General features: G+C 71.7%; 25 protein-coding genes and 2 tRNA genes. 15 read left to right on the top strand and 12 right to left on the bottom strand.

Going from position 1 to position 25522, the window contains the following annotated elements; translation table 11 throughout:
• Positions 1-3 precede the first annotated feature (3 nt).
• Together ACFZA2_RS16760 and ACFZA2_RS16755 are read right to left on the bottom strand one after the other, a co-directional pair.
• Entirely contained in the window at positions 4-1374 is a 1371-nt protein-coding gene (locus ACFZA2_RS16760) for a cryptochrome/photolyase family protein (protein WP_391407084.1), read from the bottom strand.
• 254 nt (positions 1375-1628) lie between these two features.
• Positions 1629-2918: a diacylglycerol/lipid kinase family protein gene (locus ACFZA2_RS16755; protein ID WP_391407082.1), complete on the bottom strand. Its 1290-nt coding sequence runs from the start codon at positions 2916-2918 to the stop codon at positions 1629-1631.
• Positions 2919-3140: 222 nt separating this feature from the next.
• Here ACFZA2_RS16755 and serS point away from each other — a divergent pair, with 222 nt between their 5' ends.
• Positions 3141-4409, top strand: a complete 1269-nt coding sequence (serS, locus tag ACFZA2_RS16750) for a serine--tRNA ligase (protein WP_391407081.1) — start codon at positions 3141-3143, stop codon at positions 4407-4409.
• Positions 4406-5299, top strand: a complete 894-nt coding sequence (locus ACFZA2_RS16745) for an HAD family hydrolase (RefSeq protein WP_391407079.1) — start codon at positions 4406-4408, stop codon at positions 5297-5299. Before serS ends, ACFZA2_RS16745 begins: the two co-directional genes overlap by 4 nt.
• A 74-nt stretch (positions 5300-5373) precedes the next feature.
• Here ACFZA2_RS16745 and ACFZA2_RS16740 read toward each other — a convergent pair whose 3' ends face one another.
• Positions 5374-5607, bottom strand: a complete 234-nt coding sequence (locus ACFZA2_RS16740; protein ID WP_391407077.1) for a PLDc N-terminal domain-containing protein — start codon at positions 5605-5607, stop codon at positions 5374-5376.
• Between the two features lie 123 nt (positions 5608-5730).
• Positions 5731-7011 (bottom strand): DUF2254 domain-containing protein, encoded by a 1281-nt coding sequence (locus tag ACFZA2_RS16735; protein WP_391407075.1) that lies wholly within the window; start codon positions 7009-7011, stop codon positions 5731-5733.
• Between the two features lie 84 nt (positions 7012-7095).
• On the opposite strand from ACFZA2_RS16735, the gene ACFZA2_RS16730 reads away from it, so the two are divergent.
• From ACFZA2_RS16730 to ACFZA2_RS16710, 5 genes are all read left to right on the top strand, one after another.
• Positions 7096-7180: transfer RNA gene (locus ACFZA2_RS16730), tRNA-Ser, on the top strand.
• 147 nt (positions 7181-7327) lie between these two features.
• Positions 7328-7612, top strand: a complete 285-nt coding sequence (locus ACFZA2_RS16725; protein ID WP_391407074.1) for a type II toxin-antitoxin system Phd/YefM family antitoxin — start codon at positions 7328-7330, stop codon at positions 7610-7612.
• On the top strand, positions 7609-7875 hold the full coding sequence (locus ACFZA2_RS16720) for a type II toxin-antitoxin system RelE/ParE family toxin (protein ID WP_391407072.1): 267 nt from the start codon (positions 7609-7611) through the stop codon (positions 7873-7875). The genes ACFZA2_RS16725 and ACFZA2_RS16720 overlap by 4 nt, the downstream gene beginning before the upstream one ends.
• 152 nt (positions 7876-8027) lie before the next feature.
• Entirely contained in the window at positions 8028-9329 is a 1302-nt protein-coding gene (locus tag ACFZA2_RS16715) for an LCP family protein (protein ID WP_391407070.1), read from the top strand.
• 100 nt (positions 9330-9429) lie between these two features.
• A tRNA-Ser gene (locus tag ACFZA2_RS16710) sits at positions 9430-9518 on the top strand.
• A gap of 68 nt (positions 9519-9586) precedes the next feature.
• Here the strand turns inward: ACFZA2_RS16710 and ACFZA2_RS16705 are convergent.
• The 3 genes from ACFZA2_RS16705 to ACFZA2_RS16695 are packed head-to-tail and all read right to left on the bottom strand — an operon-like array spanning position 9587 to position 11168.
• Positions 9587-9847 carry a DUF6510 family protein gene (locus tag ACFZA2_RS16705; RefSeq protein WP_391407068.1) on the bottom strand — a complete coding sequence of 87 codons (261 nt, stop codon included), beginning with the start codon at positions 9845-9847 and terminating at the stop codon, positions 9587-9589.
• A complete protein-coding gene (locus ACFZA2_RS16700; RefSeq protein ID WP_391407066.1) occupies positions 9847-10581 on the bottom strand; it encodes an FAD-binding oxidoreductase in 735 nt (244 codons plus the stop codon). The genes ACFZA2_RS16705 and ACFZA2_RS16700 overlap by 1 nt, the downstream gene beginning before the upstream one ends.
• On the bottom strand, positions 10578-11168 hold the full coding sequence (locus ACFZA2_RS16695) for a molybdopterin-dependent oxidoreductase (protein ID WP_391407064.1): 591 nt from the start codon (positions 11166-11168) through the stop codon (positions 10578-10580). Before ACFZA2_RS16695 ends, ACFZA2_RS16700 begins: the two co-directional genes overlap by 4 nt.
• Positions 11169-11330: 162 nt before the next feature.
• Between ACFZA2_RS16695 and ACFZA2_RS16690 the strand changes: the two genes are divergently transcribed.
• Positions 11331-12227, top strand: a complete 897-nt coding sequence (locus ACFZA2_RS16690) for a DUF808 domain-containing protein (RefSeq protein WP_391407062.1) — start codon at positions 11331-11333, stop codon at positions 12225-12227.
• A gap of 104 nt (positions 12228-12331) precedes the next feature.
• Here the strand turns inward: ACFZA2_RS16690 and ACFZA2_RS16685 are convergent, their stop codons facing one another.
• Complete coding sequence (locus ACFZA2_RS16685) at positions 12332-13177, bottom strand: alpha/beta fold hydrolase (protein ID WP_391407060.1); 846 nt, start codon at positions 13175-13177, stop codon at positions 12332-12334.
• Between the two features lie 41 nt (positions 13178-13218).
• Positions 13219-14694, bottom strand: coding sequence for a helix-turn-helix domain-containing protein (locus ACFZA2_RS16680; protein WP_391407058.1), 1476 nt, complete (start codon positions 14692-14694; stop codon positions 13219-13221).
• Between the two features lie 132 nt (positions 14695-14826).
• Here ACFZA2_RS16680 and solA point away from each other — a divergent pair, with 132 nt between their 5' ends.
• Genes solA through ACFZA2_RS16655 form a run of 5 tightly spaced genes read left to right on the top strand, consistent with a single transcriptional unit; the run spans position 14827 to position 19484 of the window.
• Positions 14827-15960: an N-methyl-L-tryptophan oxidase gene (gene solA, locus ACFZA2_RS16675; RefSeq protein ID WP_391407056.1), complete on the top strand. Its 1134-nt coding sequence runs from the start codon at positions 14827-14829 to the stop codon at positions 15958-15960.
• A gap of 8 nt (positions 15961-15968) precedes the next feature.
• A complete protein-coding gene (locus ACFZA2_RS16670; RefSeq protein ID WP_391407054.1) occupies positions 15969-16355 on the top strand; it encodes a cupin domain-containing protein in 387 nt (128 codons plus the stop codon).
• Positions 16352-16996 carry an FMN-binding negative transcriptional regulator gene (locus tag ACFZA2_RS16665; RefSeq protein WP_391407052.1) on the top strand — a complete coding sequence of 215 codons (645 nt, stop codon included), beginning with the start codon at positions 16352-16354 and terminating at the stop codon, positions 16994-16996. The genes ACFZA2_RS16670 and ACFZA2_RS16665 overlap by 4 nt, the downstream gene beginning before the upstream one ends.
• Positions 16993-18021 carry an ornithine cyclodeaminase gene (locus tag ACFZA2_RS16660; RefSeq protein WP_391407050.1) on the top strand — a complete coding sequence of 343 codons (1029 nt, stop codon included), beginning with the start codon at positions 16993-16995 and terminating at the stop codon, positions 18019-18021. The genes ACFZA2_RS16665 and ACFZA2_RS16660 overlap by 4 nt, the downstream gene beginning before the upstream one ends.
• Positions 18018-19484 carry an amidohydrolase gene (locus ACFZA2_RS16655; RefSeq protein ID WP_391407048.1) on the top strand — a complete coding sequence of 489 codons (1467 nt, stop codon included), beginning with the start codon at positions 18018-18020 and terminating at the stop codon, positions 19482-19484. Before ACFZA2_RS16660 ends, ACFZA2_RS16655 begins: the two co-directional genes overlap by 4 nt.
• A gap of 115 nt (positions 19485-19599) precedes the next feature.
• On the opposite strand, the gene ACFZA2_RS16650 is transcribed toward ACFZA2_RS16655, so the two are convergent.
• The 3 genes from ACFZA2_RS16650 to ACFZA2_RS16640 all read right to left on the bottom strand — a co-directional run bounded on the left by ACFZA2_RS16650 (position 19600) and on the right by ACFZA2_RS16640 (position 22759).
• The gene (locus ACFZA2_RS16650; RefSeq protein ID WP_391407047.1) at positions 19600-20526 is read right to left on the bottom strand and encodes a PDR/VanB family oxidoreductase; all 927 of its coding nucleotides are present in this window, start codon (positions 20524-20526) and stop codon (positions 19600-19602) included.
• A gap of 21 nt (positions 20527-20547) precedes the next feature.
• Positions 20548-21174, bottom strand: a complete 627-nt coding sequence (locus ACFZA2_RS16645; RefSeq protein ID WP_391407045.1) for an MSMEG_1061 family FMN-dependent PPOX-type flavoprotein — start codon at positions 21172-21174, stop codon at positions 20548-20550.
• 100 nt (positions 21175-21274) lie between these two features.
• Positions 21275-22759: a helix-turn-helix domain-containing protein gene (locus ACFZA2_RS16640; protein WP_391407043.1), complete on the bottom strand. Its 1485-nt coding sequence runs from the start codon at positions 22757-22759 to the stop codon at positions 21275-21277.
• Positions 22760-22832: 73 nt separating this feature from the next.
• On the opposite strand from ACFZA2_RS16640, the gene ACFZA2_RS16635 reads away from it, so the two are divergent.
• Positions 22833-23945 carry a DUF917 domain-containing protein gene (locus ACFZA2_RS16635; protein WP_391407041.1) on the top strand — a complete coding sequence of 371 codons (1113 nt, stop codon included), beginning with the start codon at positions 22833-22835 and terminating at the stop codon, positions 23943-23945.
• The gene (locus ACFZA2_RS16630; protein WP_391407039.1) at positions 23942-25522 is read left to right on the top strand and encodes a hydantoinase/oxoprolinase N-terminal domain-containing protein; all 1581 of its coding nucleotides are present in this window, start codon (positions 23942-23944) and stop codon (positions 25520-25522) included. Before ACFZA2_RS16635 ends, ACFZA2_RS16630 begins: the two co-directional genes overlap by 4 nt.

Below are 25522 nucleotides of genomic sequence, written 5' to 3'. Positions count from 1 at the left end.
GGCTCAGCCCCCGTGCCGCACGTGCGCGTAGGCGTCGAGCGCACGCTTGCGGGTCTCGCCGAGGTCGACCATCGGCTCCGGCGGGTCCTCACCGAGGTACTCCGGCGCCCACTCCCGCACGTAGGCGTCGTGCGGGTCGAACTTCTTGCGTTGCGTCTCGGGGTTGAAGACGCGGAAGTAGGGGGCGGCATCCGCGCCCGATCCCGCGACCCACTGCCAGTTGAAGGGATTGCTCGCGGCATCCGCGTCGACCAGGCAGTCCCAGAACCACTGCTCGCCGTGACGCCAGTCGATCAGCAGGTTCTTGATGAGGAAGGATGCCGTGACCATGCGCACGCGGTTGTGCATGACGCCGGTCTTCCACAGCTGACGCATCCCGGCGTCCACGACGGCCACGCCGGTGCGTCCCTTCTGCCACGTCTCGAGGTGCGAGCGGTTCAGCTTCGGCCACGGGAAGTCGTCGAAGTTCCGGCGCCAGTTCACGGTGGCGATGTCGGGGGAGTGGTACGTGACGTGCCACGCGAATTCGCGCCAGACGAGCTCGGACAGGAAGCCGCTCGCGCTTTTGGCGTGCTCGCCCGAACCCCGGTGCTCGACGGTGTCGTGCCACACCTGATACGGGCTCAACTCGCCCCACCGCAGCCGCGGAGACAGGTTCGAGGTAGCTCCGCCGGCGAATTCGTCGCGGTACTTCGAGTAGTCGCCGAGGTCGTCGTCGAGGAACTCCCTCAGCCGCGCCTTGGCCGCCGGTTCGCCCGGCTCCCACGTCTCGCGCAGGCCCTGGGCCCAGTCGGGCTTCGTCGGCAGCAGGCCCCATGACGACAGGTCGTCGGAGTCGACGGATGCCGACACCCCGGGGATCTTTCGCGCCTCCGGCATCGGCGGCCTCGGCGCGGGCAGCTTCTGAACGGCGCGCGAGAACGGGCTGTACACGCCGTAGGGCTTGTCGCTCTGCGTGCGAACGGTCCACGGTTCGTAGAGGAGGTTCGCCGCGAACGAGGCCACGGTGACGCCGTCGTCGCGCAGCTCCTCCTTGATACCCGCGTCGATCTCGCGCTCGACCCCGCCGTAACGGCGGTTCCAGAAGACGGCGCCGGCGCCGACCTCGTCGACCACCGCCGGGAGCACCGTCGCCGCCGCCCCCCGGCGCAGCACGAGCGTCGCGCCGCGGTCCTCGAGTCGTTCGGCGAGGGATGCCAACGACCCGTCCAGCCACCACCGCGCCGCCCCGCCGATCTCGCGCACGCCGTCCGATTCCTCGTCGAGCACGTACAGCGCCACGATCGGCTCGTCGCGGTCGAGTGCCGCACGCAGAGCCGGATTGTCGGTCAGGCGGAGGTCGTCACGGAACCACACGATCGAAGGCGATGCCATCCCTCGACGCTATCCACCCCGGCATCCGCCCCTCCGGGCTTGACAGGCGGGTCGCTCCCGGCGAGCCACCTCGGTTGAGCCGTCGCCGAGATCACACGCCCCCGCCGAGGTCACGCGCAATCGGACGCGGAGACGTCTGATCTCGAGCGACTCGTGTCATCTCGCCGGATGCCGGGCGCCGGGCGCCGGACGCCGGTTGCCGGACGCCGGACGCCGGACGCCGGGCGCCGGACGCCGGGCCGGAACGCCGCGCGTCAGATCGAGGAGACGTCGTGCCCCTTCGGCAGCGCCACGATGAGACCGCCCGCCACGATGCGCGTGTAGATGCGCGTCGCCTCACCGAACTCGTCGCCGTCGAGCTCGATCGGTTGCGCGGGCGCGGTCGCGAGCTCGATGCCCGTGCCCCGCAGGTACCGCACCGAGGAGTCCTTGCGGCGTTCGAGCACGCGCCGGCCGGCGCGGAACCTGCGCAGCACCGAGTTGTCCCACACGATGCTCCGCCACACGCCCAGCCAGCCCAGCACTCCGGTCGGCTGCAGTACGGCGACGTCGAGGCGACCGTCGGCGATCGAGGCGTCGGGGATCAGCGCCACTCCGCCCTGCAGGGCGCCGCAGTTCGCGAAGAGCACGCTGTGCACCTTCGCCGAGTGCAGACGGTGCCCGTTCAGCTGGTACATCACGCGGAACGGCTTCGCGTTGACCAGAGACCGGGCGGCGCCGTCGACGTAGGCGACCCACCCGACCTGCTTCTTCAGGTCGTCTCGCGTGTTCTGGATCATCGCGGCATCCAGGCCCATGCCGGCCATGACGGAGAACCCGTGCTCCTCGATCTCGCCGTCGGCGCGGCGGATGCGGGCGAGCCCCGTGTCGATGGAGTGGACGTCGCCCTCGAAGGTCGCTCGGATCATCGCGTCGGTGTCGGTCAGCGGGAGGTTCAGGTTGCGGGCGAGGAGATTGCCCGTGCCGCTGGGGACGATCGTGAGGGGGACGCCGGTGGAGGTGAGCGCCTCGGCGACCGCGCGCACGGTGCCGTCGCCGCCGGCCACGAGCACGGCATCCACCTTCTCGTCGAGCGCCGCGCGGGTCGCATCGTCGCCCAGGTCGTCGACGGTCGTCTCGTAGAACAGCGGCTCAGCCCATCCGGCTTCGCCGGCGAGTTCGGCCACCCGCGCCCGCAGCACCTCGGGCTCGACCTTCGTGGGGTTGTAGACGAGGGCGGCGCGCTTCTTCTGCGTGGTCTCGGCGTCCATCGGGGCGTCCTCGCCCTCGGCGTCCACGCGCTGGGTCTTGCCGGGGAGCTCGGCCGAGGAGTCGGGGTCGACGTCCTCCGGCTGATGGATGGTGTCGTCGGGCTCTGCGGCGTCCTTGGGGTGCGGGACGTCCTTGCGCGGATGATCGGCCACGTCGTCGCCCAGGCGGGCGGCGTCGAAGTGCTCGTGCGATCCGTCGGCCGCGGCCGCGTCGGCCTGCACGTCGGCGGGGGCGTCGTCGGGGACGTTGTCGGGGGACTCCGCGTCGTCACGCGGCTCGTCAGGGGCGGCCATGGCATCCACCATAGGACCGCGCGGGCGGGCGCAACCCGCCGAGGAGACGGGGTTGACGGCGGGATGCCGCACGCGCATGCGCCGCGCGTGTCTCCCCTCGTTCCGCGGAGGATCGAACGGCATGAACGGATGCCGGCACGCACGGTCGCGCCTGCCGGTCGTCGATCGACGCGCCCCGCTCGACGCGGAAGGAGCGGTCGGGCGCGACCGTAGGATGGACGCGTGATCGACCTGACCCTGCTGCGTGAAGATCCCGAGCTCGTGAAGCGCTCCCAGATCGCCCGCGGGGAGTCGCCGGATTCGGTGGACGAGGCCCTCGCCGCCGACCGCGACCGCCGCGCCGCCATCACCGCCTTCGAGGAGCTGCGCGCGTCGCAGAACGCCCATGGCAAGCGCGTCGCCCAAGCACCGAAGGACGAGAAGGCCGCGCTCGTCGCGGAGGCCAAGCAGCTCAGCGAGCAGGTCAAGGCGGCACAGCACGCCGTGACCGCCGCCGAGGAGGCCGCCGAGGCGGCGCTGGCGAAGATCGAGAACATCGTGCTCGAGGGCGTCCCGGCCGGCGGAGAAGACGACTTCATCACTCTGCGCACGCACGGCGAGGTCCCCTCTTATGACTTCACGCCGCGCGACCACCTCGAGATCGGCGAGCTGCTCGGCGCGATCGACATGGAGCGCGGCACGAAGGTCTCGGGCAGCCGCTTCTACTTCCTCACCGGCATCGGTGCGCGGCTCGAGCTCGCGCTCATGACCCTCGCGCTCGACCGGGCTCTGCAGGCGGGCTTCACCCCCATGATCCCGCCGACGCTCGTGCGCCCCGAGGTCATGCGCGGAACCGGCTTCCTCGGCCAGCACGCCGACGAGGTGTACCACCTGCCGAAGGAGGATCTCTACCTGGTCGGTACGAGCGAGGTGCCCCTCGCCGGGTATCACATGGACGAGATCCTCGACCTGGAGCGCGGCGCGAAGCGCTACGCCGGGTGGTCCACCTGTTACCGCAGCGAGGCGGGCTCCTACGGTAAGGACACCCGCGGCATCATCCGCGTGCACCAGTTCAACAAGCTCGAGATGTTCGTCTACACCGACCCGGCGGATGCCGAGGCCGAGCACGACCGTCTCGTCGCGATGCAGGAGGGCATGCTGCAGGACCTGGGGCTCGCCTACCGCGTGATCGACGTGGCCGCCGGCGACCTCGGATCCAGCGCGGCGCGCAAGTTCGACATCGAGGCCTGGGTCCCCACGCAGGGCGCCTACCGCGAGCTCACGAGCACCTCCAACTGCACGACGTACCAGGCCCGGCGCCTCGAGACCCGGTTCCGTCCCGCCGACGGCGGGAAGACGCAGCCGGTCGCGACCCTCAACGGCACGCTCGCCACCACGCGGTGGATCGTGGCGCTGCTCGAGACGCACCAACGCGAGGACGGATCGGTCACGGTGCCCGAGGTGCTGAGGCCCTACCTCGGCGGCCTCGAGGTCATGGAGCCGATCGCATGACCGACGAGGCCGCCCTGCCCGCCACCGGTGCCGTCGAGAGCGCCCCGAAGCAGGAGGCGGCCGACGTCGTCGCCGACCTGGCCGACGACGCCCGCGTCGGGCGCATGCTCATCGCGCTCGACATCGACGGCACCGTGCTGCTCGAAGACGACACGCTCAGCCCCGGAGTCGTCGAGGCCGTCGCCCACGCGCAGGCGGCGGGTCACGAGGTCATGCTCGCCACCGGTCGCAGCTGGGACAGCACCCACACGATCATGGATCGCCTCGGCATCCGTCCCGAGTACGCCGTGTGCTCCAACGGCGCGATCGTCATGCGACGCGACGGCGATGACGGCGACTACGTGCGCGCCCACGTCGAGACCTTCGATCCCTCCGAGGTGCTGACCCTGCTGGGCGAGCACCTCGCGGGCGCGCACTTCCTCGTCGAGCTCCCCGACGGCAAGCGCCTGTTCACCGACTACCTCGACGACTGGAACCTCGAGAAGGCCGACAAGGTCGCGTTCGCCGAGCTGTCGGCGCAGCCCGTGTGCCGTGTGGTCGTGGTGGCCCCCGAGCAGACCGACCAGGACTTCCTCGAGCTCGTCGAGCGCATCGGCCTCACGCAGGTCTCGTACGCGATCGGCTGGACCGCATGGCTCGACATCGCCCCGAAGGGGGTCGACAAGTCCACGGCCCTCGAGCTGGTTCGCGGGTGGCTGGGCATCGCGCCGGAGCGCGTGCTCGTCATGGGCGACGGCCGCAACGACATCGAGATGATGCAGTGGGCGGTCCGCAACGGCGGTCGCGCGATCGCGATGCACCAGGGTCCGCCCGAGGTGCACGCCGCCGCGGGTGAGGTCGGCCTCTCGGTCACCGACGGCGGCGTCGCCGCGATCCTGCGCGCGTTGTGATCGCGCCCGCCACGCGTTCGCCCTGACGCGCCACGTGAGGTCCCTGAGCCCGTCTAAGGGACCGGTCCCGCACCTCAGACGTGTGCCGCGTGTCCGGCCCGTACGGCGCGGTGGTCGACGATCCGCGACGCCTCCCAGGCCACCAGTCCCACCGGCGGCAGAAGCAGCAGGGCGACGGCCCACGTGGCCTTGAGTCCGACGCCGTTGTGCGGATCGCGCACCGCGACGACCGCGGCGAGCAGGGATGCCGCGTACACGAGCGCGAACACCGCCAGAACGATCTGCGAAGACAGGGTGGTGACGATCATGGGGTGCCTCCTCATCTCAGACGGCCCGGCGGGTCGTGGTGGGCTGATGAGGTCCGGTCTACTCCTGCCCGAGGCGACCGGCGTCCGCCCGAGGCGAATGGATACCCCGGACATAAACGGCGTTCAGCGGCGGAAGGCGCCTCGTCGAACGGGGGTGGCCGCCCACGCCGTGGCGACCGCCGCATCCAGCACCGCCCGGTCGGCGCGGGCGAGCTCACGGTGTGCGCGCACGAGCGCCGCGCGCGCACCGTCGGCGAACACCGCCGCGTCGCGGGGAGAGGATGCCGCGAGCGAGGCGAGGCATTTCTGCAGGCGCACCTGCACCTCGAGGAGCCCCGCTCCGTCGCGCGCCAGGGGACGGAAGGCGTCGGCGACGAGGTCGGGAAGCTGCGGGGCCGGAACGAACACGTGCTCGTGATCGACGTGCTCGGCGCGATCGGTGGTGAGGGCGCGCGAGAACACGCGCTGAAGCGCGGCGATCACGTCGATGGCCGTCCCGGGATCGTTCGTCGCGGGGGAGAGGGCTCGCGTTCCGATCTCCGCGAGCGCGATCACGCCGAACCGCGGATCCTGCTCATACGTCCGATGGTGCTCCACGCGGAAGGCGCGGACGACCCCGGCGATCACGTCGTCCCCGGGGTCGCCGGTGACGAAGGCGAGGGGGACGCGCGAGTCGGCGGTCCGCCCGGGGGTGGCGCGCACGTGGATCTCGACATCCGCCTGCCGCGCCACTCGTTCGAGCCCCGCGACGTCGATGTGGGTGACGTAGCCGACCTCGTCGGCGTGGACGGCGACGGCGTCGACGGGAACCGGCACGGCGGCGCGGGCCCCGAGGGTCGGATACTCGGCGTGGAGTTCGAGCGACAGCGCCGCCGCCTTCTCGACGCGGTCGATGACGTCGGCCATCCGCCCGAATGTCGACAGGTGCGAGATCCACCGCAGCAGCGTCACGACGACGATGGCGATGATCACCAGCGTCGCGACGAAGAGGATGGACCGCCCCTGCTGCTCGTAGTACCCGGTGGAGAGCGCGACGATGCCGACGAGCGAGAACGCGAACGCCCCCACGAAGGTCGAGACGGCGTTCTGCGAGGTCGGATCGGCGATGAGCAACTGCGTCGACCGTGGCGTCGCGGTCGTGGTCGCCGACGAGAAGGCCGTCACCATGGCGGTCACCGAGAAGGTGCTGACGGTCAGCATCGCCGTCGCGATGATCTGCAGGAGGGAGTCGACGGCGCCGTCGCCCAGCGAGAAGCTGAACGAGAACGGCAGGAGCGGGCCGATGAAACGGGCGGCGAGGGCGACGACGATCGCGATGACCGTGAAGATGGCCGCGCGCACCCACACTCGGCTTCCGAGCCGGAGGAAGAAGGATGCCAGCGCTCCGCGCGTTCTCGTCGCCATGCGTCCGACGCTACTGAGCCCCGGCGTCACGCCACGGGGGCTGGACGCCGTCATCCCGGGCGGTCGGTAGACTCGGCTCGTCCGGGAGGGTTGTCCGAGCGGCCGATGGACCTGGTCTTGAAAACCAGTGGGCAGCAATGTCCCGTGGGTTCGAATCCCACACCCTCCGCAACGCGAAACGCGGGCCCCGCAGGGGTCCGCGTTTCGCGTTATGACCGGCTGAGCGGGAGTCGAACGGGGGTGGGGTCCACGCCGCCGGTCCCGGCGGCCTTCGCGGAGCCCCATCGCATACCGACTGCGAGCTAGAATTCTGTACATGACCACGCTCTCGCTCGCCGACGCTCGTGCCAACCTCTCCAAGCTCGTCGAGTCGGCCATCACGACGCACGAGAGGTTCGACGTCACGCGCAACGGCGACCGCGTCGCGGTGCTGATGAGCGCGGACGACTACGACGCCCTTCTCGAAACGGTCGACGTGCTGAGTCGGCCCGCCGAGGTCGCCGCCGTTCGTGACGGCCTCGCCGATCTCGCCGCGGGGGAGACGTCGTCGGCGGCTGAGGTACGGGCGGCGATGATCGCGCGCGGTCGTCTCACCGCATGACGTACGAGGTGGTCTTCACGCGGGGTGCTCGCCGGGCGCTCGAAGTCGATCTGCCCGAGAAGGTGGCCGCCGCCGCGTTCGAGTTCATCGTGGGGGCTCTCGCCGAGAATCCTCGCCGGGTGGGCAAGCCGCTCCGCGAGCCTCTGGCCCCTCTGTTCTCCGCCCGTCGCGGGGAGTATCGGGTGCTCTATCGGATCATCGACGAGCGGGTCGTCATCGAGATCGTCTCGATCACGCATCGGCGCGACGCGTACCGATCCTGACGCCACCATCGGTCGTCGCCGCCGGAACGGGTGAAACGCCCGGTCTTCACGGCATTCACAGCCGTGCGTCCCTAGTATTGCTGCGACCTTCGGCCGCCGCGCCGAGGTCGACGTGCTGCCGGGCCGGTGGCATCCGTCGTGAAAGGACCCGAGTGAGCAAGACCACCACCCCGCGCGGTCCGAGGACCGTCGCCCGCCACGGGCGGCTCACCTCGCCCGGTCCGCTCGGTCAGCTGTTCCGCGGTCTCGCCATCGTTCTCGCCGTGCTGCTCGTCTCGGGCGGAACGGTGCTGGCGTACGCCGCGGTCGACCTGACTCGCAGCTTCACCGCCGACGCCGTCGAACTGAAGAACCAGCCCGCGGTACCGCCGGACCTCGGCGAGCTCAAGGGCGGCGTCAACATGCTGCTCATCGGCACCGACGAGTGCGAGCCCGAGTTCGCGGAGCTGTTCGGCGACCGGTGCACCGGCGCCGACTCCGAGGGCAGCCTCAACGACGTCAACATGCTCGTGCACATCTCCGACGCGCCGCGCCGCGTGACCGTCATCTCGTTTCCGCGCGACCTCATGGTGCCGATCCCCTCGTGCACCGACAAAGACGGCGTCGAGCACTCCGCGATGAGCAAGCAGCAGATCAACAGCGCCTTCTCCTACGGCGGTCTGTCGTGCGTCGTGGAGACGATCTCCGACCTCAGCGGTCTCGAGATCCCGTTCGCCGCGAAGGTCAGCTTCGGCGGCGTCATCAACATCACGGATGCCATCGGCGGCGTCGACGTGTGCATCGCGAACGGCATCAAAGACCCGTACACGGGCATCGACTGGCCCGCCGGCATGCGCACCGTGGTCGGCCTCGACGCTCTGCAGTTCCTGCGGACCCGCCACGGCGTCGGCGACGGCGGCGACCTCGGCCGCATCTCGAACCAGCAGCAGTACATGTCGCGACTGGCGAACAAGCTGAAGAGCCAGGAAGTGCTCTCGAACCCCGCGACGCTGTACAAGCTGGCCTCCACGGCGCTGCGCAACGTCGACCCGTCGACGTCGCTGACCAACCCGCTGACCCTCGTCCAGATCGCCTCGGCGGTGAAGGACGTCCCCTTCAGCGAGATCGTGTTCATCCAGTACCCGACCTACACCGACCCGTCCGACCCGAACCGCGTCGTCCCCGACCACGAGGACGCCGACACCCTGTGGGCCGCGCTGGCCGCCAACCAGCCGCTGCAGCTGTCGGGCAACCTCAGCGACGGCAACGGCGTGATCGCCGACGCGAACGCCACGCCGGCCCCGTCCGACACCGCGGCTCCCGCGCCGACCGACGCCGCGACCGACGCCCCGTCGGCGGGCGCCGACGCGACCCCGACCCCGGGATCGACCCCGGGCACGGTCGTGCTCCCCGAGGGCATCGCGGGTCAGACCGCCGCCCAGGCGACGTGCTCGAACGGCAACGTGCGTCAGTGACGCCCGGCCCGCTGCCCGGCATCCGGACTTCGGTTTCGGATGCCGGGCGGCATCCGGTTAGTATTGACCGGTGTGCTCGCGCCGCAAGGTTCGATCACCTGGAGACGTCGCATAGTCAGGCCTAGTGCACCACCCTGCTAAGGTGGAGTCCCCGTAAGGGGACCGAGGGTTCAAATCCCTCCGTCTCCGCAGAAAAAGCCCCGGTCCGCCGGGGCTTTTCTCGTTCCGGATGCCGATGTCGTCGGTGACCGCCGGTCTTACCCGCGCCGTAGCTCCACGGCGCTGAGTCCCGGCATCCCGAGCCAGGAACGACCGTCGGGGGCGTCGACGACGGTGAGCAGCACCGCGTCGCAGGAGCGGCATCGCACGACCGCGCCCATCGCGGACGCGTAGACCGAGGCGGTGGCGAGCAGGCCGCGGATGCCGCAGTGCGTGCAGCGCACTTCGGAGCCGGTCGCATCCCACCCCAGGAGATCGTCGAGGCGCCCGGCCAGGGCGTTGCCGTCGAGCACGGTCATCACGAACCTCCGAACCTCTCGGTGCGCACGCGCGCCGGCGCGTGTCCCTGCTCGATCAGCCACCCCGCCACGGCCTCGACGAACGGCGTCGGACCGCAGACGAACACCCGTGGCTCCTCCGCCGCGGGGATGATCGCGTCGCGCAGGCGCTCGGCGGTCAGCCGCCCCGGCGGGATCGCCGACGCCGCCGGGGCGCTTCGCGTGTAGACGACCTCGAGGTCGAGGCGGTCGTCGCGCGCGAGCGCCGTCAGTTCGTGGCGGAAGAACATGTCGTCAGCCGATCTCACCGAATACAGCAGGCGGAAGGGGGAGGCGTCGGCGCTCTCGGCGTGCGCGGACGCCATCGCGAACAGGGGGACGACCCCCGACCCTCCGGCGATCAGCTGAACCGGCGCGGGGTCGGCCGACGGCGTCCACACGAAGAACGCGCCGAGCGGGCCGTGCACCTCGATGCGGTCTCCCTCGCGCAGCTCGTGCACGAGGAAGGGAGAGACCTCTCCGTCAGGCACCTCGTCGACCGCGAGCGTGATCCGCGTCCCCTCGCCCGAGGAGGCGACCGAGTACGAGCGGCTCGCCTGGTAGCCGTCGGGGGCGGTCAGTCTGACGTCGAGGTGCGAACCGGCGTCGTTGCCCGGCCAGGTGGGCACGTCGAGCTCGATGCGCCGCGCGGTCGACGTCTCGGGGCGCGTCGCGACGACGGTGGCCGCGTGCCAGGATGCCGGTCGACGCGTCACCCGTACCGTTCCTCGCGCCAGGGGTCGCCGTGCAGGTGGTACCCGTTCTGCTCCCAGAAACCCGGCTTGTCGGATGCCATGGTGATGAGACCCTGCACCCACTTCGCGCTCTTCCAGAAGTACAGGTGCGGCACGAGCAGGCGGGCGGGGCCGCCGTGCTCGGGGGTGAGGGGCGCACCGTCGGCCTCGAAGGCGATCCAGCTCTTCCCCCCGAGCAGGTCGTCGAGGGCGAGGTTGGCCGTGTACCCGCCGAAGGAGTGCACCATCACGTAGCGGTGGCTCGTCTCGACCTCCGCGAAGACGCGGTCGAGCGAGACGCCGCGCCAGGGCATGTCGAGCTTCGTCCAGTGCGTGACGCAGTGGATGTCGACCGTGACGTCCTCCATGCCGAGCGCCTGGAACTCCTCGAGGCTCCAGCGATGGACGCCCTTCTCGGTGCCGATCGCGAACTCCCACGCCGCGGCGTCCACCGCGGGGGTCGGCCCCGCCGACAGCACCGGCCAGTCCGACACGAGGGTCTGGCCCGGGGGCAGACGGGGGTCGCGTTCCCGACGACGACCGCCGAAGCCGCGGGTGATGAATGACATGTGCTCCCCCTGCCGATCCCGTGAGGATCACCCTAGCCACGCCGACGGGCTCTCGACAGGGGACGGGCGGCGACGCCAGCCACCGCGGCATCCACCGCGCACCCGCTAGTGTCGTCCCGCGGCGTGCACACGCCGGCATCCTCACCCCCGGGAGATACGCACATGTCGGTCGGTCTGCTCGCCGTCGTCGATGACATCCTCAGCGCCGCGATGCGCGCGAGCGCCAAGACCGCGGGCGTCGTCATCGACGACGCGGCCGTGACCCCTCAGTACGTGCAGGGATTGTCCCCGGCGCGGGAACTGCCCGTGGTGTGGAAGATCGCGCTGGGCAGCATCATCAACAAGTACGTGATCATCATCCCGATCGCGCTGCTGCTGACCGCCTTCGCACCGTGGGTTCTGCCGTACCTGCTCATCATCGGAGGCTGCTTCCTGTGCTTCGAGGGCGCGGAGAAGGTGCTCGAGTGGTTCGGCGTGAGCCACGGTGAGCACGACTCCGACGAGCCCCGCGACGAGAAGAAGCTCGTGCTGGGCGCCGTGCGCACCGATCTGATCCTCAGCACCGAGATCATGCTGATCGCGTTGTCCAGCCTCGACCCCGGGCTGAGCATCTGGATGACGCTCGCTGCACTCCTCGTCATCGGCCTCGCCATGACGCTCGTCGTCTACGGCGCCGTCGCGCTCCTCGTGAAGGTGGATGACATCGGGCTGCGGTTCATGAAGAGCCCCTCGCGCGCGGTCCGACGCTTCGGGGTGCGGGTCGTGGCATCCATGCCCGCCGTCTTCCGCGTCATCAGCGTCATCGGCACCGTCGCGATGCTGTGGGTCGGCGGGCACCTCGTGCTGCAGAACCTCGAGGAGACGTTCTGGGCGGGCCCCTACGAGCTCGTCCACCTCGTGACGCACGCGATCGAGGCGGCGGGTCCGGTCGTCGTGTGGATCGTGGAGACGGCGATGTCCGCGGTCTTCGGGCTGGCGCTCGGGTTGATCATCGTCGGGGTGGTGACGGGGGTGCAGCGGGTCGGGCGCCGCAACTCCTCCGCCGACGCCGGGCACTGATGCTGCGCGCGGGCGCAGGGATCTCCGCCGCAGCCGGTCGCTGATGTGGCGCGTGCCGGTCCCGGGCCGTGGCCGCGGGCGTCGACGATTTGAACGCTCTCGAGTCAGGCGCGGCGGGCCTCGCCGGCTTCGACGGCGCGCTCGATACCGGCGATCAGCTCGGGCCACAGCTCGGGCACGATGAAGTGCCCCATACCGGGGTGCACCTGCACCTCGGCGGAGCGCAGGGCCTCGGCCATGTCGACGGCGGCGCTCCAGTGCAGCACGTCGTCGTCGCGGCCGTGGAACACCAGTGCGGGAACGTCGAGCGCGCGGAGCGCCTCGAGTCGCTCGGGAGCGCGCAGCAGCGCGGACCACTGACGGGAGAAGCCCTCCGGGGCGTAGCCGCGGTCGAACGCCTCGACGGCGGCCCACGTGTTCCATTCGACGTCGAGCGGGTAGCGCTCGCCGGCGGTAGAGGCGGCGAAAGCCCTCGCTCCGGCGCGCACCTCGTCGCGGCTGTAGCGGACCGGTTCCCGCATGAGCTCGGGACGCTCGTCGTGCAGGATGTAGCGCGGGTCGCGGCCCGGGATCGTGGAGAGCAGGCCGAGGCTGCGCACGCGCTGCGGATGCCGGATCGCGGCCATCTGCGCCATCATCCCGCCCATGGAGTGCCCGACGAGGTGCGCCGCGTCGATCCCGAGGTCGTCGAGCACGCGGATGACGTCGTCGCCCATCTCCTCGAGACCGTAGCCGCCGTCGATGTCGTCGGGACCGCCGAAGCGGGCCGACAGGCCGACGTCGCGGTTGTCGAAGCGCACGACGTGGAGGCCGCGTCCCACGAGCGCGGACACGAAGTCGACGTGCCAGGCGATGAGCTGCGCGCCGCCGCCGGCGATCAGCACGACCGTCGGCGCAGAGGGGTCTCCCGCGGTGTCGTAGAAGATCGCGGGGTCGGGGGTGAACGGCATCCGGGGTCCTTCGGGTCGTGTGCGAGCGACGATAGCCCGCGTCAGCGGGGCGACGGTATGGGCGCGGACCCCACCCCGGCGGAGACGGGGATGGATGCCGCGCACGTCGCGCCGAGGTCACGGGACAGGTCCGCCGCGAGGGCGCGGGCGGCCTCGCGGAGCTCGGGCAGCCGCGCCGAGACATCTTCCGTCGCCCCGACGATGCACGCCGCGGCCGCGACGAGACCAGCGGCGTCGCGGACCGGGGCCGAGACCGACGTGATGCCGAACTCGTCGATCGAGCGCATCGTGAGCGTCCCATCGGCGCGCACCCGCTCGACGCGGCGTACGAACTGCTCGTACTCCGCGGCGCCGTGGCGCCGGGGGAAGAGCTGCGCGAGCTGGGCCGCGTCGAAATCCATCGCGAGCGTGGGGCCGCCGTCGGAACCGACCAGGGGGTGCGGGCGGCCGAGCCAGGGCGCCATGCGCAGTCCCTCCCCGAGCGGCTCGATGTGCTCGACCATCGTGAAGCTGCGCATGCCGGTGAGCGTCGTGACGAAGACGCACGCGCCGACGCGCTCCGCGGTCGCGGCCGTGCGGGCGGGACCGTCAAGCGCGAGGGTCGGGGCGAAGGCGGCACGGTGCCACGCGTGGATCGAGGGATCGACGTGCAGGGCATCGGTCTCGGCGTCGCGGGCGAGCAGGCCCGTGCGCACGAGAGCGTCGGCCGCTCGACGCGCGCGGTCGAGGCGCAGCCCGATCGCGGAGGCGGCGGCCGTGACGGAACGGGGGGAGTCCGCGATGACCTCCGCCATCCGCACGGCTGCCTCGATCGCCCTGATCGGCGCGACGGTGGGCCCGTCGTCGCGGGCGGTCGGGGTATCGCGGGCGGGCTCCGGACGGTGCGTCCGCGCGAGCGCCCGCTCGAACGCGTGACGGGCGTCGGTCAACAGGCGGCGGATGCGCGGGCGTGCACGGGCGGCGCGGTACACCGGGAGCGATACGGCGAGAACGGCGACACGACGACCGTCGGGGGCGGTGAGGGCGACGGCGATCTCGACGGCACGGCCGGTCTGCGACTCCACGACCACCTCGCCGGCGCCGTCGGGCGACGCCGCCCGCACGAGCGCGCGTCGCGGGTCGTCCACACGGTCGCCGATGATCGCGGGCACGTGCAGGGTCCACCCCGACGCGACGGTCGCCACGATCCGCGCCCCACCGCTCTCGGGTGCGGCCAGCACGACCGTCTCGGCGGTCTCCTGCGCGAGCCGGTGCAATTCGAAGTGCACGGTCGGCCCCAGGGCGGCGGCGGCGCGTCCAGACAGGCTGACCGCCCGCGTGCCCACACCGTACGTCCCATAGCCGTCGCCCCGCCGGAGGAGTCCCGCGTCGGCGAGCTCGGCGCAGAGGCGCGAGGCGGTGCTGAGCCCGATGCCGGCCGGACGGGCGATCTCGGCGAGGGGGAGCGGCGCGGTGGGGTCGCCACGACCAGCGACCGCGCGAAGGACCGCGACGGCCTGCTCGACGCGTGCGGTCATGGCCTTCTCGATTTCTGCAAAGTGGTCGTCGATGAATTGCTGCAGATGGCGACCGTAACAGGGCGGCGACGAGCGATTCGAATAATTGCCGATATTCGCCGGGCGCCCGTCCGGCTCTCGGGAGGATCCGTCATGGAGGAATTCGACGTCGCCGTCGTGGGACTCGGCGCGCTCGGCAGCGCGGCCGCGTACCACCTGGCTCGTCAGGGCGTCCGCGTCGTCGCGTTCGAGCAGTTCGAGCTCGGGCACGTGCGTGGCGCCTCGCACGACACCTCGCGCATCGTGCGCACCTCGTACGGCTCGGCCGCCTACGTGCGCTTCGCGCAGGCGGCCTATCGCGAGTGGGCGGCGCTGGAGGCGGCGACGGGCGAGCGCCTGCTCACGATCACGGGCGGCGTCGTGTTCATCCCTGACGACGGTCCATACGACGCGGCCGACTTCGCGCGCAGCCTCTCCGACAGCGGCGTGCCGTTCGAGCTGCTCGATCCGTCAGAGGTGCGGGCACGCTGGCCGCAGTTCGTGGTCCCCGAGGGGGTGACGTGCGTCTACACCCCCGATTCGGGAATCGCGCACGCCGCCCGCACCGTCGCGACCCTGCAGATGCACGCGCGCATGCTCGGTGCCGTGCTGCGGGATCGCACCCGCGTCGATCGCCTCACCCCCGACGATCAGGGCGTCGTCGTCTCGACCTCCGGGGGCGACGTGCGCGCGCGCCGCGTCGTCGTCGCCGCGGACGCGTGGACGAACGAGCTGCTCGAGCCGCTCGGCATCCGGATCCCGCTCGAGGTGATGCAGGAGCAGGTCAGCTACTTCGCTCCCGCGGACCCCGAGGTGTTCGACCGTGACCGCTTCCCCGTGTGGATCTGGGAGGACGAGCAGTGCTTCTACGGGTTCCCGACGTACGGGGAGCCGACGATCAAGGCCGCGCGCGACGTCTCGGAGAACCGCATGACGCCCGCCGAGCGCACCTTCGTGCCCTCGCCCGAGCGCACCGCGGAGCTGGCGGCCTTCCTCGCCGCGACGATCCCCTCCAGCGGTGAGCCGCTGCGCACGGTCACGTGCCAGTACGCGCTCACGCCCGACCGCCGTTTCGTCATCGGGCCGCTCATCGAGCACCCGGACATCATCGTGGCGCTCGGGGCGGGGCACGCCTTCAAGTTCACGCCCGCGATCGGTCTGGCCCTGGCCGAGCTCGCGACGGGTGGCGACACCACCGACGACCTGGCGGCGTTCGCGGTCGACGCGACCGCCGTCCCCGCGATGTGAGGCCCGGCATGCAAGTACAACGACGCGGCGACGGTCACCACGACTGGAGCCTATACGAGGGGGAGGGTCGGGTCGGCATCGAGTGGTACTTCGCGGATACCACGGCCCTCGGTGTCCACGTGATGCTCTACCACCTGGCCCCCGGTGCGTCCGAGGGCGAGCACCGGCACCTGACCGGGGCGGCCGACAGCTGCTCGGCCGAGAGCAGCGACGAGATGTACATCGTGACGCGCGGCGAGGTCGTGTTCTCGACGGACGGCGACGAGCGCGTGCTCGCCGCGGGTGATGCGGCCTATGCCCCGGCCGGTCTGCGGCACGGCGTGCGCAACGCCTCCGCCGAGCCGGCCGAGCTCGTGCTCGTCTTCGGCCCGCCGCGCGGGGAGGCGGCGGCATGAGGCACAACGCCGACTACGCCCTCGACGACCTCGACGCGGTCCGCGCGCTCGTGGACGAGAACCCCTGGGCCACGCTCGTCAGCCACATCCCGGGGCGCGGGCTCGTGGCATCCCACTACCCGGTGCTCGTCGACGCCGCCGCCGACGGCCTCGCCCTCGTGAGCCACGTCGGCCGCCCCGACGAGGCGCTGCACGAGCTCGGCGCCCACGAGGTCCTGGTGATCGTGTCGGGACCCAGCGGGTACGTCTCGCCGAGCTGGTACGACACCTCGCCCGCCGTGCCCACGTGGAACTTCGTCGTGGCGCACCTGTACGGCATCCCCGAGATCCTGAGCGACGACGAGAACCTCGCCGTGCTCGATCGGCTCGTGACGCGGTTCGAGGCGCCGCTGCCGAACCCCTTCCTGATGCACCACAGCCTCGAGAACACGGCGTACGCCGAGCGCATCGTGCACGGAACGGTCGGCTTCCGCCTGCCCGTGACCCGCGTCGAGGCGAAGCAGAAACTCAGTCAGGACAAGCCGGATGCCGTCGTCGACCGCGTGATCGCGGCGCTGCGCGCCCCCGGCCCCTACGCCAACCCGGCCCTGGCCGACCGCATGGATGCCATCCGCCCCCGAGAGGAACAGAACAGACGATGACCGGATTCGTTGGCGTGGACGCCATGGTGCGATGGGTCGCCACGCACGGCGCTGAGCGACTCATGACCGACATGGTCGCCTACCTGGAGGCGGACTACCGCCGGTGGCCGTCGTTCGACAAGGTCGAGCGCATGGCCAGCCACACGCCCTTCGGCGTGATCGAGCTCATGCCCATCAGCGACCCCGACACGTACGCGTTCAAGTACGTGAACGGGCACCCGTTCAATCCCGGCCGCGGGTATCAGACCGTGACCGCGTTCGGCGTCCTCGCCGACGTGCACAACGGCTACCCCGTGTTCCTGTCGGAGATGACGCTGCTGACGGCGCTGCGCACGGCCGCGACCTCGGCGATGGTCGCGCGGCGTCTCGCCCGCGCCGACGCGTCGACCATGGCCATGATCGGCGCGGGGAGCCAGGCCGAGTTCCAGGCCCTGGCCTTCCGCGGAATCCTCGGCGTCGACCGCTTGCGGGTCTACGACGTCGATCCCGCCGCCACGGCCAAGCTCGTGCGCAACCTCGCCCCGCTCGGCTTCGACATCGTGGTGTGCGACTCCGCGTCGGATGCCGCCCGCGGCGCCGACATCGTGACGACCTGCACCGCCGACAAAGCGGCGGCGACCGTGCTGAGCGACGCCGATGTGGCATCCGGAATGCACATCAACGCGATCGGCGGCGACTGCCCGGGCAAGACCGAGCTCGACCCGGCGATCCTCTCGCGCGGGCCCGTGTTCGTCGAGTACACGCCGCAGACGCGCATCGAGGGCGAGATCCAGCGCGTCGACGCGGACTTCCCCGTGACCGAGTTCTGGGAGGTGCTCTCCGGCCGGCGACCCGGTCGCACCGCCGATGATCAGGTGACCATCTTCGACTCGGTCGGATTCGCGATCGAGGACTTCTCGGCGCTGCGGTTCCTCCGCGACAGCGTCGCGGGCACGGAACTCGCGCTCGAGATCGACCTCGTGGCCGCCCCCGACGATCCCAAAGACCTGTTCGGTCTCGTCGGCTCGCCGGTGCCGGCGCTGTGAGCGCGCTCACCCTGCTCTCCGTCCGGCCGTACGGGGGCGGCGAGCCCGTCGACGTCGTCGTGCGCGACGGTCTCATCGAGACGATCGCCCCGACGGGCGCGGTGCCGGCCGCGGGCGAGGTCGTCGACCTCGACGGCCGCTTCGTCGGCCCCGGCCTGTGGGACGCCCACGTGCACTTCACGCAGTGGGTCATCTCCAGCCGCCGCGTCGACGTCGGCGGCACGAACGGTCCCGACGAGGTCGTGGATGCCGTACGCCGGGCGCTGCGCGCGGGAGCGCCGCGCACCGACGGCGTTCTCGTCGGCTACGGCTACCGCGACGGGCTGTGGACGACGCCGACCTCGCTGCGCGCCCTCGACGAGGCGTTCGCCGACGACCCCGTGGTACTCGTCAGTGGCGACCTCCACGCCGGGTGGATGAACTCGCGCGGCGCCGAGCGGCTCGGCCTCAGGCCGGACGACAGCGGCGTCGTCGCCGAGTTCGAGTGGATCGCCGCGCTGCAGCGCTTCCAGCAGGCGGCGTCCATTCCGGTCGAGGCATACGGCGAGGTCGCGGAGGCGGCGGCCCGGCGCGGGATCGTCGGGATCGTCGACTACGAGAACGTGCCGAACTTCCGTGAGTGGCCCGAGCGGGTCGCCGCCGGGGTGCGTTCCCTCCGCGTCGACGCCTCGGTGTGGCCCGACCGGCTCGAGGAGGCGCTCGCCGCGGGGCTGCGCACCGGCGACGACCTCGACGCGGACGGCCTCGTGACCATGGGCCGGCTCAAGGTCGTCTCCGACGGCTCGCTGAACACCCGCACCGCCTGGTGCTGGGACCCCTACCCCGGAGCCGACCCGCACGCCGAGCACGGGTGCGGGGTGCAGAGCGTCCCCGTCGAGGAACTGCGCCGGTTGCTCGTGCGCGCGGGAGAGGGTGGCATCCTGCCCGCCGTCCACGCGATCGGCGACCGCGCGAACACCGAGGTAATCGAGGTGTTCGAGGAACTCGGGATGCCGGGCATCATCGAGCACGCCCAGCTCGTGCGCGATGCGGACTTCGCGCGGTTCCGTAGGGCGGGACTGGTCGCGAGCGTGCAGCCGGAGCACGCCATGGACGACCGCGATATCGCCGACCTGCACTGGGCCGGTCGCACGGGGCGGGCTTTCGCGTTCGGATCGCTCCATCGTTCGGGAGCCGAGTTGCGCCTCGGCTCCGACGCCCCCGTCGCCCCTCTCGACCCGTGGCACGCGATCGCCGCTGCGACGGCGCGCAGTCGCGGGGACCGCGACGCATGGCATCCCGAACAACGCCTGCCGCTCGACGTCGCGCTCGCCGCGAGCAGTCGCACGACGCTGGCGGTGGGACAGCCGGCCGACCTGGTCGTGGTCGACGCGGATCCCTCTTCGTGCGATCGCGATGCTCTGCGCAGCATGCCGGTCGCCGCGACCCTGCTCGGCGGGCGGTTCACGCACCGGGCGGTGTGACGGCGTGGCGCCGCTCCCGGTGTCCGAGATGAACGCGACTCGCCGAAGAGAGACGCCGTGCGCCGTGGCGGGCGTCGTCTCCGCGAGGGCGTTCCGCCGCAGGGCGGGCTCGAGCTCAGACGTCGAGGACCAGCGACGAGCCCGCCCGCGCGCGCGAGACGCACGTGTAGATCACGCGGGCGTCGTCGTCGACGGTGAGCGAGTCGCGGTGCTCCACCGCGCCGTCGAGCACCGGGATCGCGCACGACCCGCACACGCCGCGCAGGCACGATCCGCTCACCGCGACCCCCGCCCCCTGCAACGTCTCGCGCAGCGACCGGGTCGCGGGTACCTCGACGGTGATGCCCGAGCGGGCCGCGGTCGCCGTGAACGGCTCGTTCGGGCCGAACTCCCGCTTCCTCGGCTCGAAGCGCTCGAGGTGGATGCCGGATCCCTCCGGCAGCGTCGGGGCGAGGGCGAGCAGCGCGTCGGTGAACGGCGCGGGGCCGCACGCGTAGACGTCGGTGCCGGGGACGATGCCGCCGAGGACGGCGGCGAGGTCGAGACGGCCCCGCTCGCCGCTCACGTGGACGCTCGCGCGCTCGCCCAGGGCGGCGATCTCGTCGGCGAACGCGACCCCGTCGCCGGTGCGGGCGGCGACGATCATGCGCCAGTCCGCACCGACGGATGCCAGGTGCCGCGCCATCGCGAGGATCGGCGTCACCCCGATCCCGGCGGCCAGCAGGAGGTACGCGGGAGCCTCGCCGAGTTCGAAGAGGTTGCGCGGCGGACGCACCCAGACCGTGCTGCCGGCGCGGAGGAACGCGTGGATGTAGTGCGAACCGCCCCGGGAGAGCTCCTCGCGGCGCACGGCGATGCGGTACGACGCGGTGTCAGCCGGGTCGCCGCACAACGAGTACTGGCGCTCGTGCCGCGTGATGAGCTGCAGGTCGATGTGCGCCCCCGGCTGCCACGCCGGCAGGGGGGAGCCGTCGGCGTTCTGCATCCGGATGCTGACGATCTCGGGCGTCTCGCGGGTGATCTCTTGCACCACCAGCGGCATCAGTCCCTCCCGGCCGCGCATTCAGTACAGCGCCCGGTAAGCGCCGGACATCGCCTCGTCGATGACGTCGCCCACCTCGGCGTCCCACCCGGAGGTGCTCGCCCAGATCTGGCCGGAGGTCGGTACCTGCGTCGCGAGGTCCTGCATGTCGACATCCCACAGACCGCCGCGCAGCAGCGCGCGACCGCAGTGCAGGTACACCTGCTCGATGCGCAGCACGATCGCGAGGTCCGGCACCGTGTGGTCCTGCTCGAGCGTGCGCAGCAGCGTCGGGTCGTCGGTGACGATCGCGGTGCCGTTGATGCGCAACGTCTCGCTCATGCCGGGCACGAAGCACAGCAGGGCGGCATGGCCGTTGTCGACGATGTTGCGCATCGAGTCGGCGATCTTGTTGCCGAGGCGATCGGGGATCGCGACCGTCCGGTCGTCGATCGCCCGCACGAAGCCCGGGTAGTCGCCGCGCGGCGAGTTGTCGCACCGTCCGTCGCGATCGGCGGTGGCCAGGGTGGCGAAGGGGGAGTGGGCGAGGAAGCGCAGACAGTTCTCGTCGAGGCGATCGGTGATCTTCTGCAGCGAGGGCCCCTCGGGTTCGCCCAGCGTGCCGCGGATCTCCTCCAGCCCGAGCGCGCGGAAGTCGGTGGAGAGCATGCCTTCGACGCTACCCGGAGCCCGATCGCGGCTCATCGTCTTCAGGGCACAGGATCAAGGGGTCGATCTGTGCCCCGGGCACACCTCGCGCGCGAGGACCTCAGCGTCCCGACCCGATGAGCCGCACGCGGCACGCCAGTTCGACGGCGAAGCGGGTGTCGGGGTCGTCGAGGTCGACGTCGAGCAGTTCGCGCACGCGGCGGATGCGGTAGCCCACGGCGTTCGGGTGAAGGTTCAGCTCGCGTCCGGCCTGGGCCAGCGAGTTGCGGTTGCCGAGGTACGACAGCAGGGTACGCACGGCGGTGGCCGATCGCTCCGCGCCGAGCGCGTCGAGCGGATGCAGCAGGTCGTCGAGCAGGTTGCGGCTGACCGGGGAGGCGTAGAAGTCGAGCAGCAGGCGCCGCAGCCCCGTCACGTCGGTGAGCTCGATGGCATCCAGTCGCCCCGCGGCGATCGCGGAGTCCGCAGCGACCCGAGCCTCGGCGGCGGACTGCCGGAGCCCGGCGGCGCCCGTCTGCGGTGTGCCGAGTCCGACCGTGTACGTCCAGTCGTCGCCCGCCAGCCGGCGCGCCTGCTCCTGCACGCGCACGATGACGTCGCGCAGGCGCCGCTGGTGGTCGCCGGCACCGTGGTCCTCGCTGCTGACGAGGATGACGTCGTCCTGGAGGAACGCGATGTGCCAGAGCTCGTCGCGGTCCTCGATGAGCTGCAGCGTGAACAGCTCCAAGGCCGCCTCCACGAAGCGCGGCGCGCGCAGCCCCGTGTCGACGCGGTGCTGCGGGCGCATCCAGGCCACCGCGTGCGACAACTGCAGGGGCAGGCCGAGACGCGCGGCGGGCGCGACGAAGCCGTCGACGCGACCGGCCTCGGCGAGGATCAGCTCGACGATGAGGTCGGCGCGGGACTGGTTGGGGGCGAAGCGATCCTGCAGGTGCCGCTGCATCGCCCGCGACACGAGGGAGGCGACGACGGGGAGGGCCACCGTCGCCGCGGGGTCCGAGGTCTCCGCGACGAGCCGTCCGATGGGCACCTCGCCGGCGAAGACGGCGTCGGCGTCGGTCCACGACGTCGTGGGGTCGTCCTGCACGCGGACCCTCACGCCGAGCGCGGTGCCGGCGGCATCGAGGATCGCGGCCACGGCGTCGGATGCGCCGGCGGACGCGGCGGCCGTCGCCTTCTCGACCGCGAACGCCGCGCGCGTCATCGACTCCGCGGCGCCGCCGCTGATGACGCGGTCGATCGTGACGGCGAGGTCGGGAGCGCGCGCCGCGAGCGACACGAGCACGGGCACGCCCCCGCGATCGGCGAGCGCGCTCGCGGTCTCGGCGGGCGCGAAGCCGGCCGGCATCACCAGGCCGGCGAGACCCCGCGCGCTCGCCTGCCGGAGGGCCACGTCGACGAGGTACGAGGCGGGCGGATCGTCTCCCGCGACGACGGCGAGCGTCCCCGCCGGGAGGGAGGGCAGCTCCGACAGCGCGGCGACGTCGACGCGCTCGATCACGGCGCCGCCGCGGGGGCCCGCGGCGAGAGCGACGCCGAGACGTTCAGCCTGGGAGAGGAGGTCCGAGGTGGTGAGCTGTGCCACGAGCACAATGTACGCCGATTCCCTGTCGCGCCACCACATTGTCGGTCGCGCGGGTGCTGCCTAGGGTCGTGTCATGGCATCCCCGTCCCTCGTCCCGTCGACCGCGGTCCGCGCCCCCGAGCACGTCACCGCCGACGACATCGCCGCCCTCGCCGCGGGGGCCGCGATCTTCGGCACCGGCGGCGGAGGGGCGGTCTACACCTCGCAGCTCACCACCGAACGCGCGATCCGCGAGCACGGCCCGGTGCGGCTGCTGTCGGTCGACGACCTCGGGCCGGACGACGCGGTCATCATGATGAGCGGCATCGGCGCTCCCACCGTCGGAATCGAGATGCTCTCGTCGGTGCAGCAGATCGAGACGCTCCTGCACGAGGCCGAGCGCGTCGCGGGGCGCAGGATCACCGCGATCATGCCCGCCGAGATCGGCGGCAGCAACGGCGTCTCCCCGGCCGGCTGGGCCGCGCGCCTCGGCGTCGCGCTCCTGGATGCCGACGGCATGGGCCGCGCATTCCCCGAGGCGACCATGATCTCCACGAACGTCGCCGGCGTGCCGTGCGACTTCGCGGTGCTCAGTGACGTCGTCGGGAACGTCGTCACGCTGCGCACCGTCGACCTCGGCTGGCTCGAACGGCACGCCCGCGCGGTCACCGTCGCCGCCGGCGGCATCTGCCTCGGCGCGCACTACCTGCTCACCGCCGAGACGGCCCCGGGGGCCGTCATCCCGGGCACGATCAGCACCGCGATCCGCGTCGGTCACGCGCTCCTCGAGGCCACCGACCCTGTGACGGCGGTCGCCGCGGAGCTCGACGCCGACGTGCTGATCACCGGCAAGATCGTCGACGTCTCCCGGCGCACCGAGGGCGGCTTCGTCCGCGGCTCCATCACGATCGCGGGCATCGGCGACGACCGCGGGCGTCTGCAGCGCGTCGAGCTGCGCAACGAGAACCTCGTCGTTCTGGAAGACGGAGAAGTGCTGGCCACGGTGCCCGATCTCATCACCGTCGTCGACCTCGAGACGGGCCACGCGATCTCCACCGAGATGCTCCGGTACGGCCAGCGCGTGTCCGTGCTCGCGTGGGCGTGCGACCCGCTGTGGCGCACCGAGCGCGGTCTCGAGCTCGCCGGGCCCCGCGCCTTCGGCTACGACCTGCCCTACGTCCCCTTCGAGCGAAAGGACGCGCGATGAGCGCCGTTCGCGACCTGTCCATCGGCGTCGACGTCGGCGGCACCAACACCGACGCGGTCGTGGTGGATGCCACCGGCTCGGTCATCGCCTGGACGAAGCAGCCCACGACGGCCGACGTCATCGGCGGCATCCGGGCGGGGATCGCCGCGGTGCTCGCGCAGCTCGACGACGACCGCGATCGCGTGTCGCGCGTGATGCTCGGCACGACCCACGCCACCAACGCGATCGTCGCGCGACGCGGACTCGACCGGGTCGCGCTCGTGCGGCTCGGCGCGCCGGCCGCGACCGAGTGGCCGCCGCTCACGGGATGGCCCGACGACCTCAGCGACCAGGTCCTGGCCGGTGCGGCCATGCTCGGCGGCGGGCACATGGTCGACGGCACGCCCATCTCCCCGCTCGACCGCGACGGCATCCGTCGCTTCCTCGACGGTCTGGGCGGCGGTTTCGACAGCGTCGCCGTCTGCGGCATCTTCAGCCCGTCCTCCCCTGAGCAGGAGCGTGAGGTCGAGCAGCTCGTGCACGACCACCTCGGCGAGGCGGTCCCGGTGTTCCTCAGCCAGGACATCGGCCCCGACGGACTCCTCGAGCGAGAGAACGCCACCGTGCTGAACGCCGCCCTGCGCGGCGTGGCGAGCGACGTCACACGCGCGCTCGTCGACGTGGTCGCGGAGGAGGGTCTCGACGTCGCGACGTTCTTCGCGCAGAACGACGGCACGCTCATGTCGCTCGACTACGCCGTGCGCTACCCCGTGCTGACCATCGGCTCCGGACCGGCGAACTCGATCCGGGGCGCGGCGTTCCTCTCCGGCGCGCAGAACGCCATCGTCGTCGACGTCGGCGGCACCACGAGCGACCTCGGCGTGCTCGTCGACGGGTTCCCCCGCGAGTCCACGCTCCCCCGCGACATCGGCGGCGTGCGCACGAACTTCCGCATGCCCGACATCCTCAGCCTCGGCATCGGCGGCGGCACGGTCATCGACCCGCGCACCGGTGCCGTCGGCCCGCGCTCGGTCGGGTACCGCATCGCCGAGGAGGGGCTGCTCTTCGGCGGCTCCACCGCCACCCTGACCGATGCCGCCGCAGCGGCCGGCCACGGCATCCCGGGCCGCTCGCTGCCGACGCTGTCGTCGGGGCAGCGCGACCTGCTGAGCCGCGCCCTCGCTCACGCCCACGAGCGCATCGAGGAGGCCGTCGAGCGCCTGTCGCTCGGCCGGGTCGACCTCCCCCTCGTCGTCGTGGGCGGTGGCGCCCTCCTCGTCCCCGACGACTTGCCGGGTGCCGGCGACGTCCTGCGCCCCGACCGGGCCGACGTCGCCAACGCGGTCGGTGCGGCCATCTCCCTCGCGGGAGGCCGTGCCGAGCAGATCTCCGACGCCGACGACCGGGATGCCGCGATCGCGGCCGCCTCGGAAACGGCGATCGCCAAGGCCATCCAGGCGGGGGCCGATCCCCTCGCGGTCGAGATCGTCGACGTCCTCGAGACGTCGCTGTCGTACACGGCCCGTCCCACCCTCAAGGTGTCGGTGAAAGCCGCCGGCCCCCTGAGTCACCTCGCCGCGCCCATCCCCGCGCGCTGA

It is taken from the genome of Microbacterium sp. NPDC007973, assembly GCF_042958465.1.
GTDB lineage: Bacteria > Actinomycetota > Actinomycetes > Actinomycetales > Microbacteriaceae > Microbacterium > Microbacterium galbum.
This window is presented reverse-complemented; position numbering and strand designations above follow the sequence as displayed.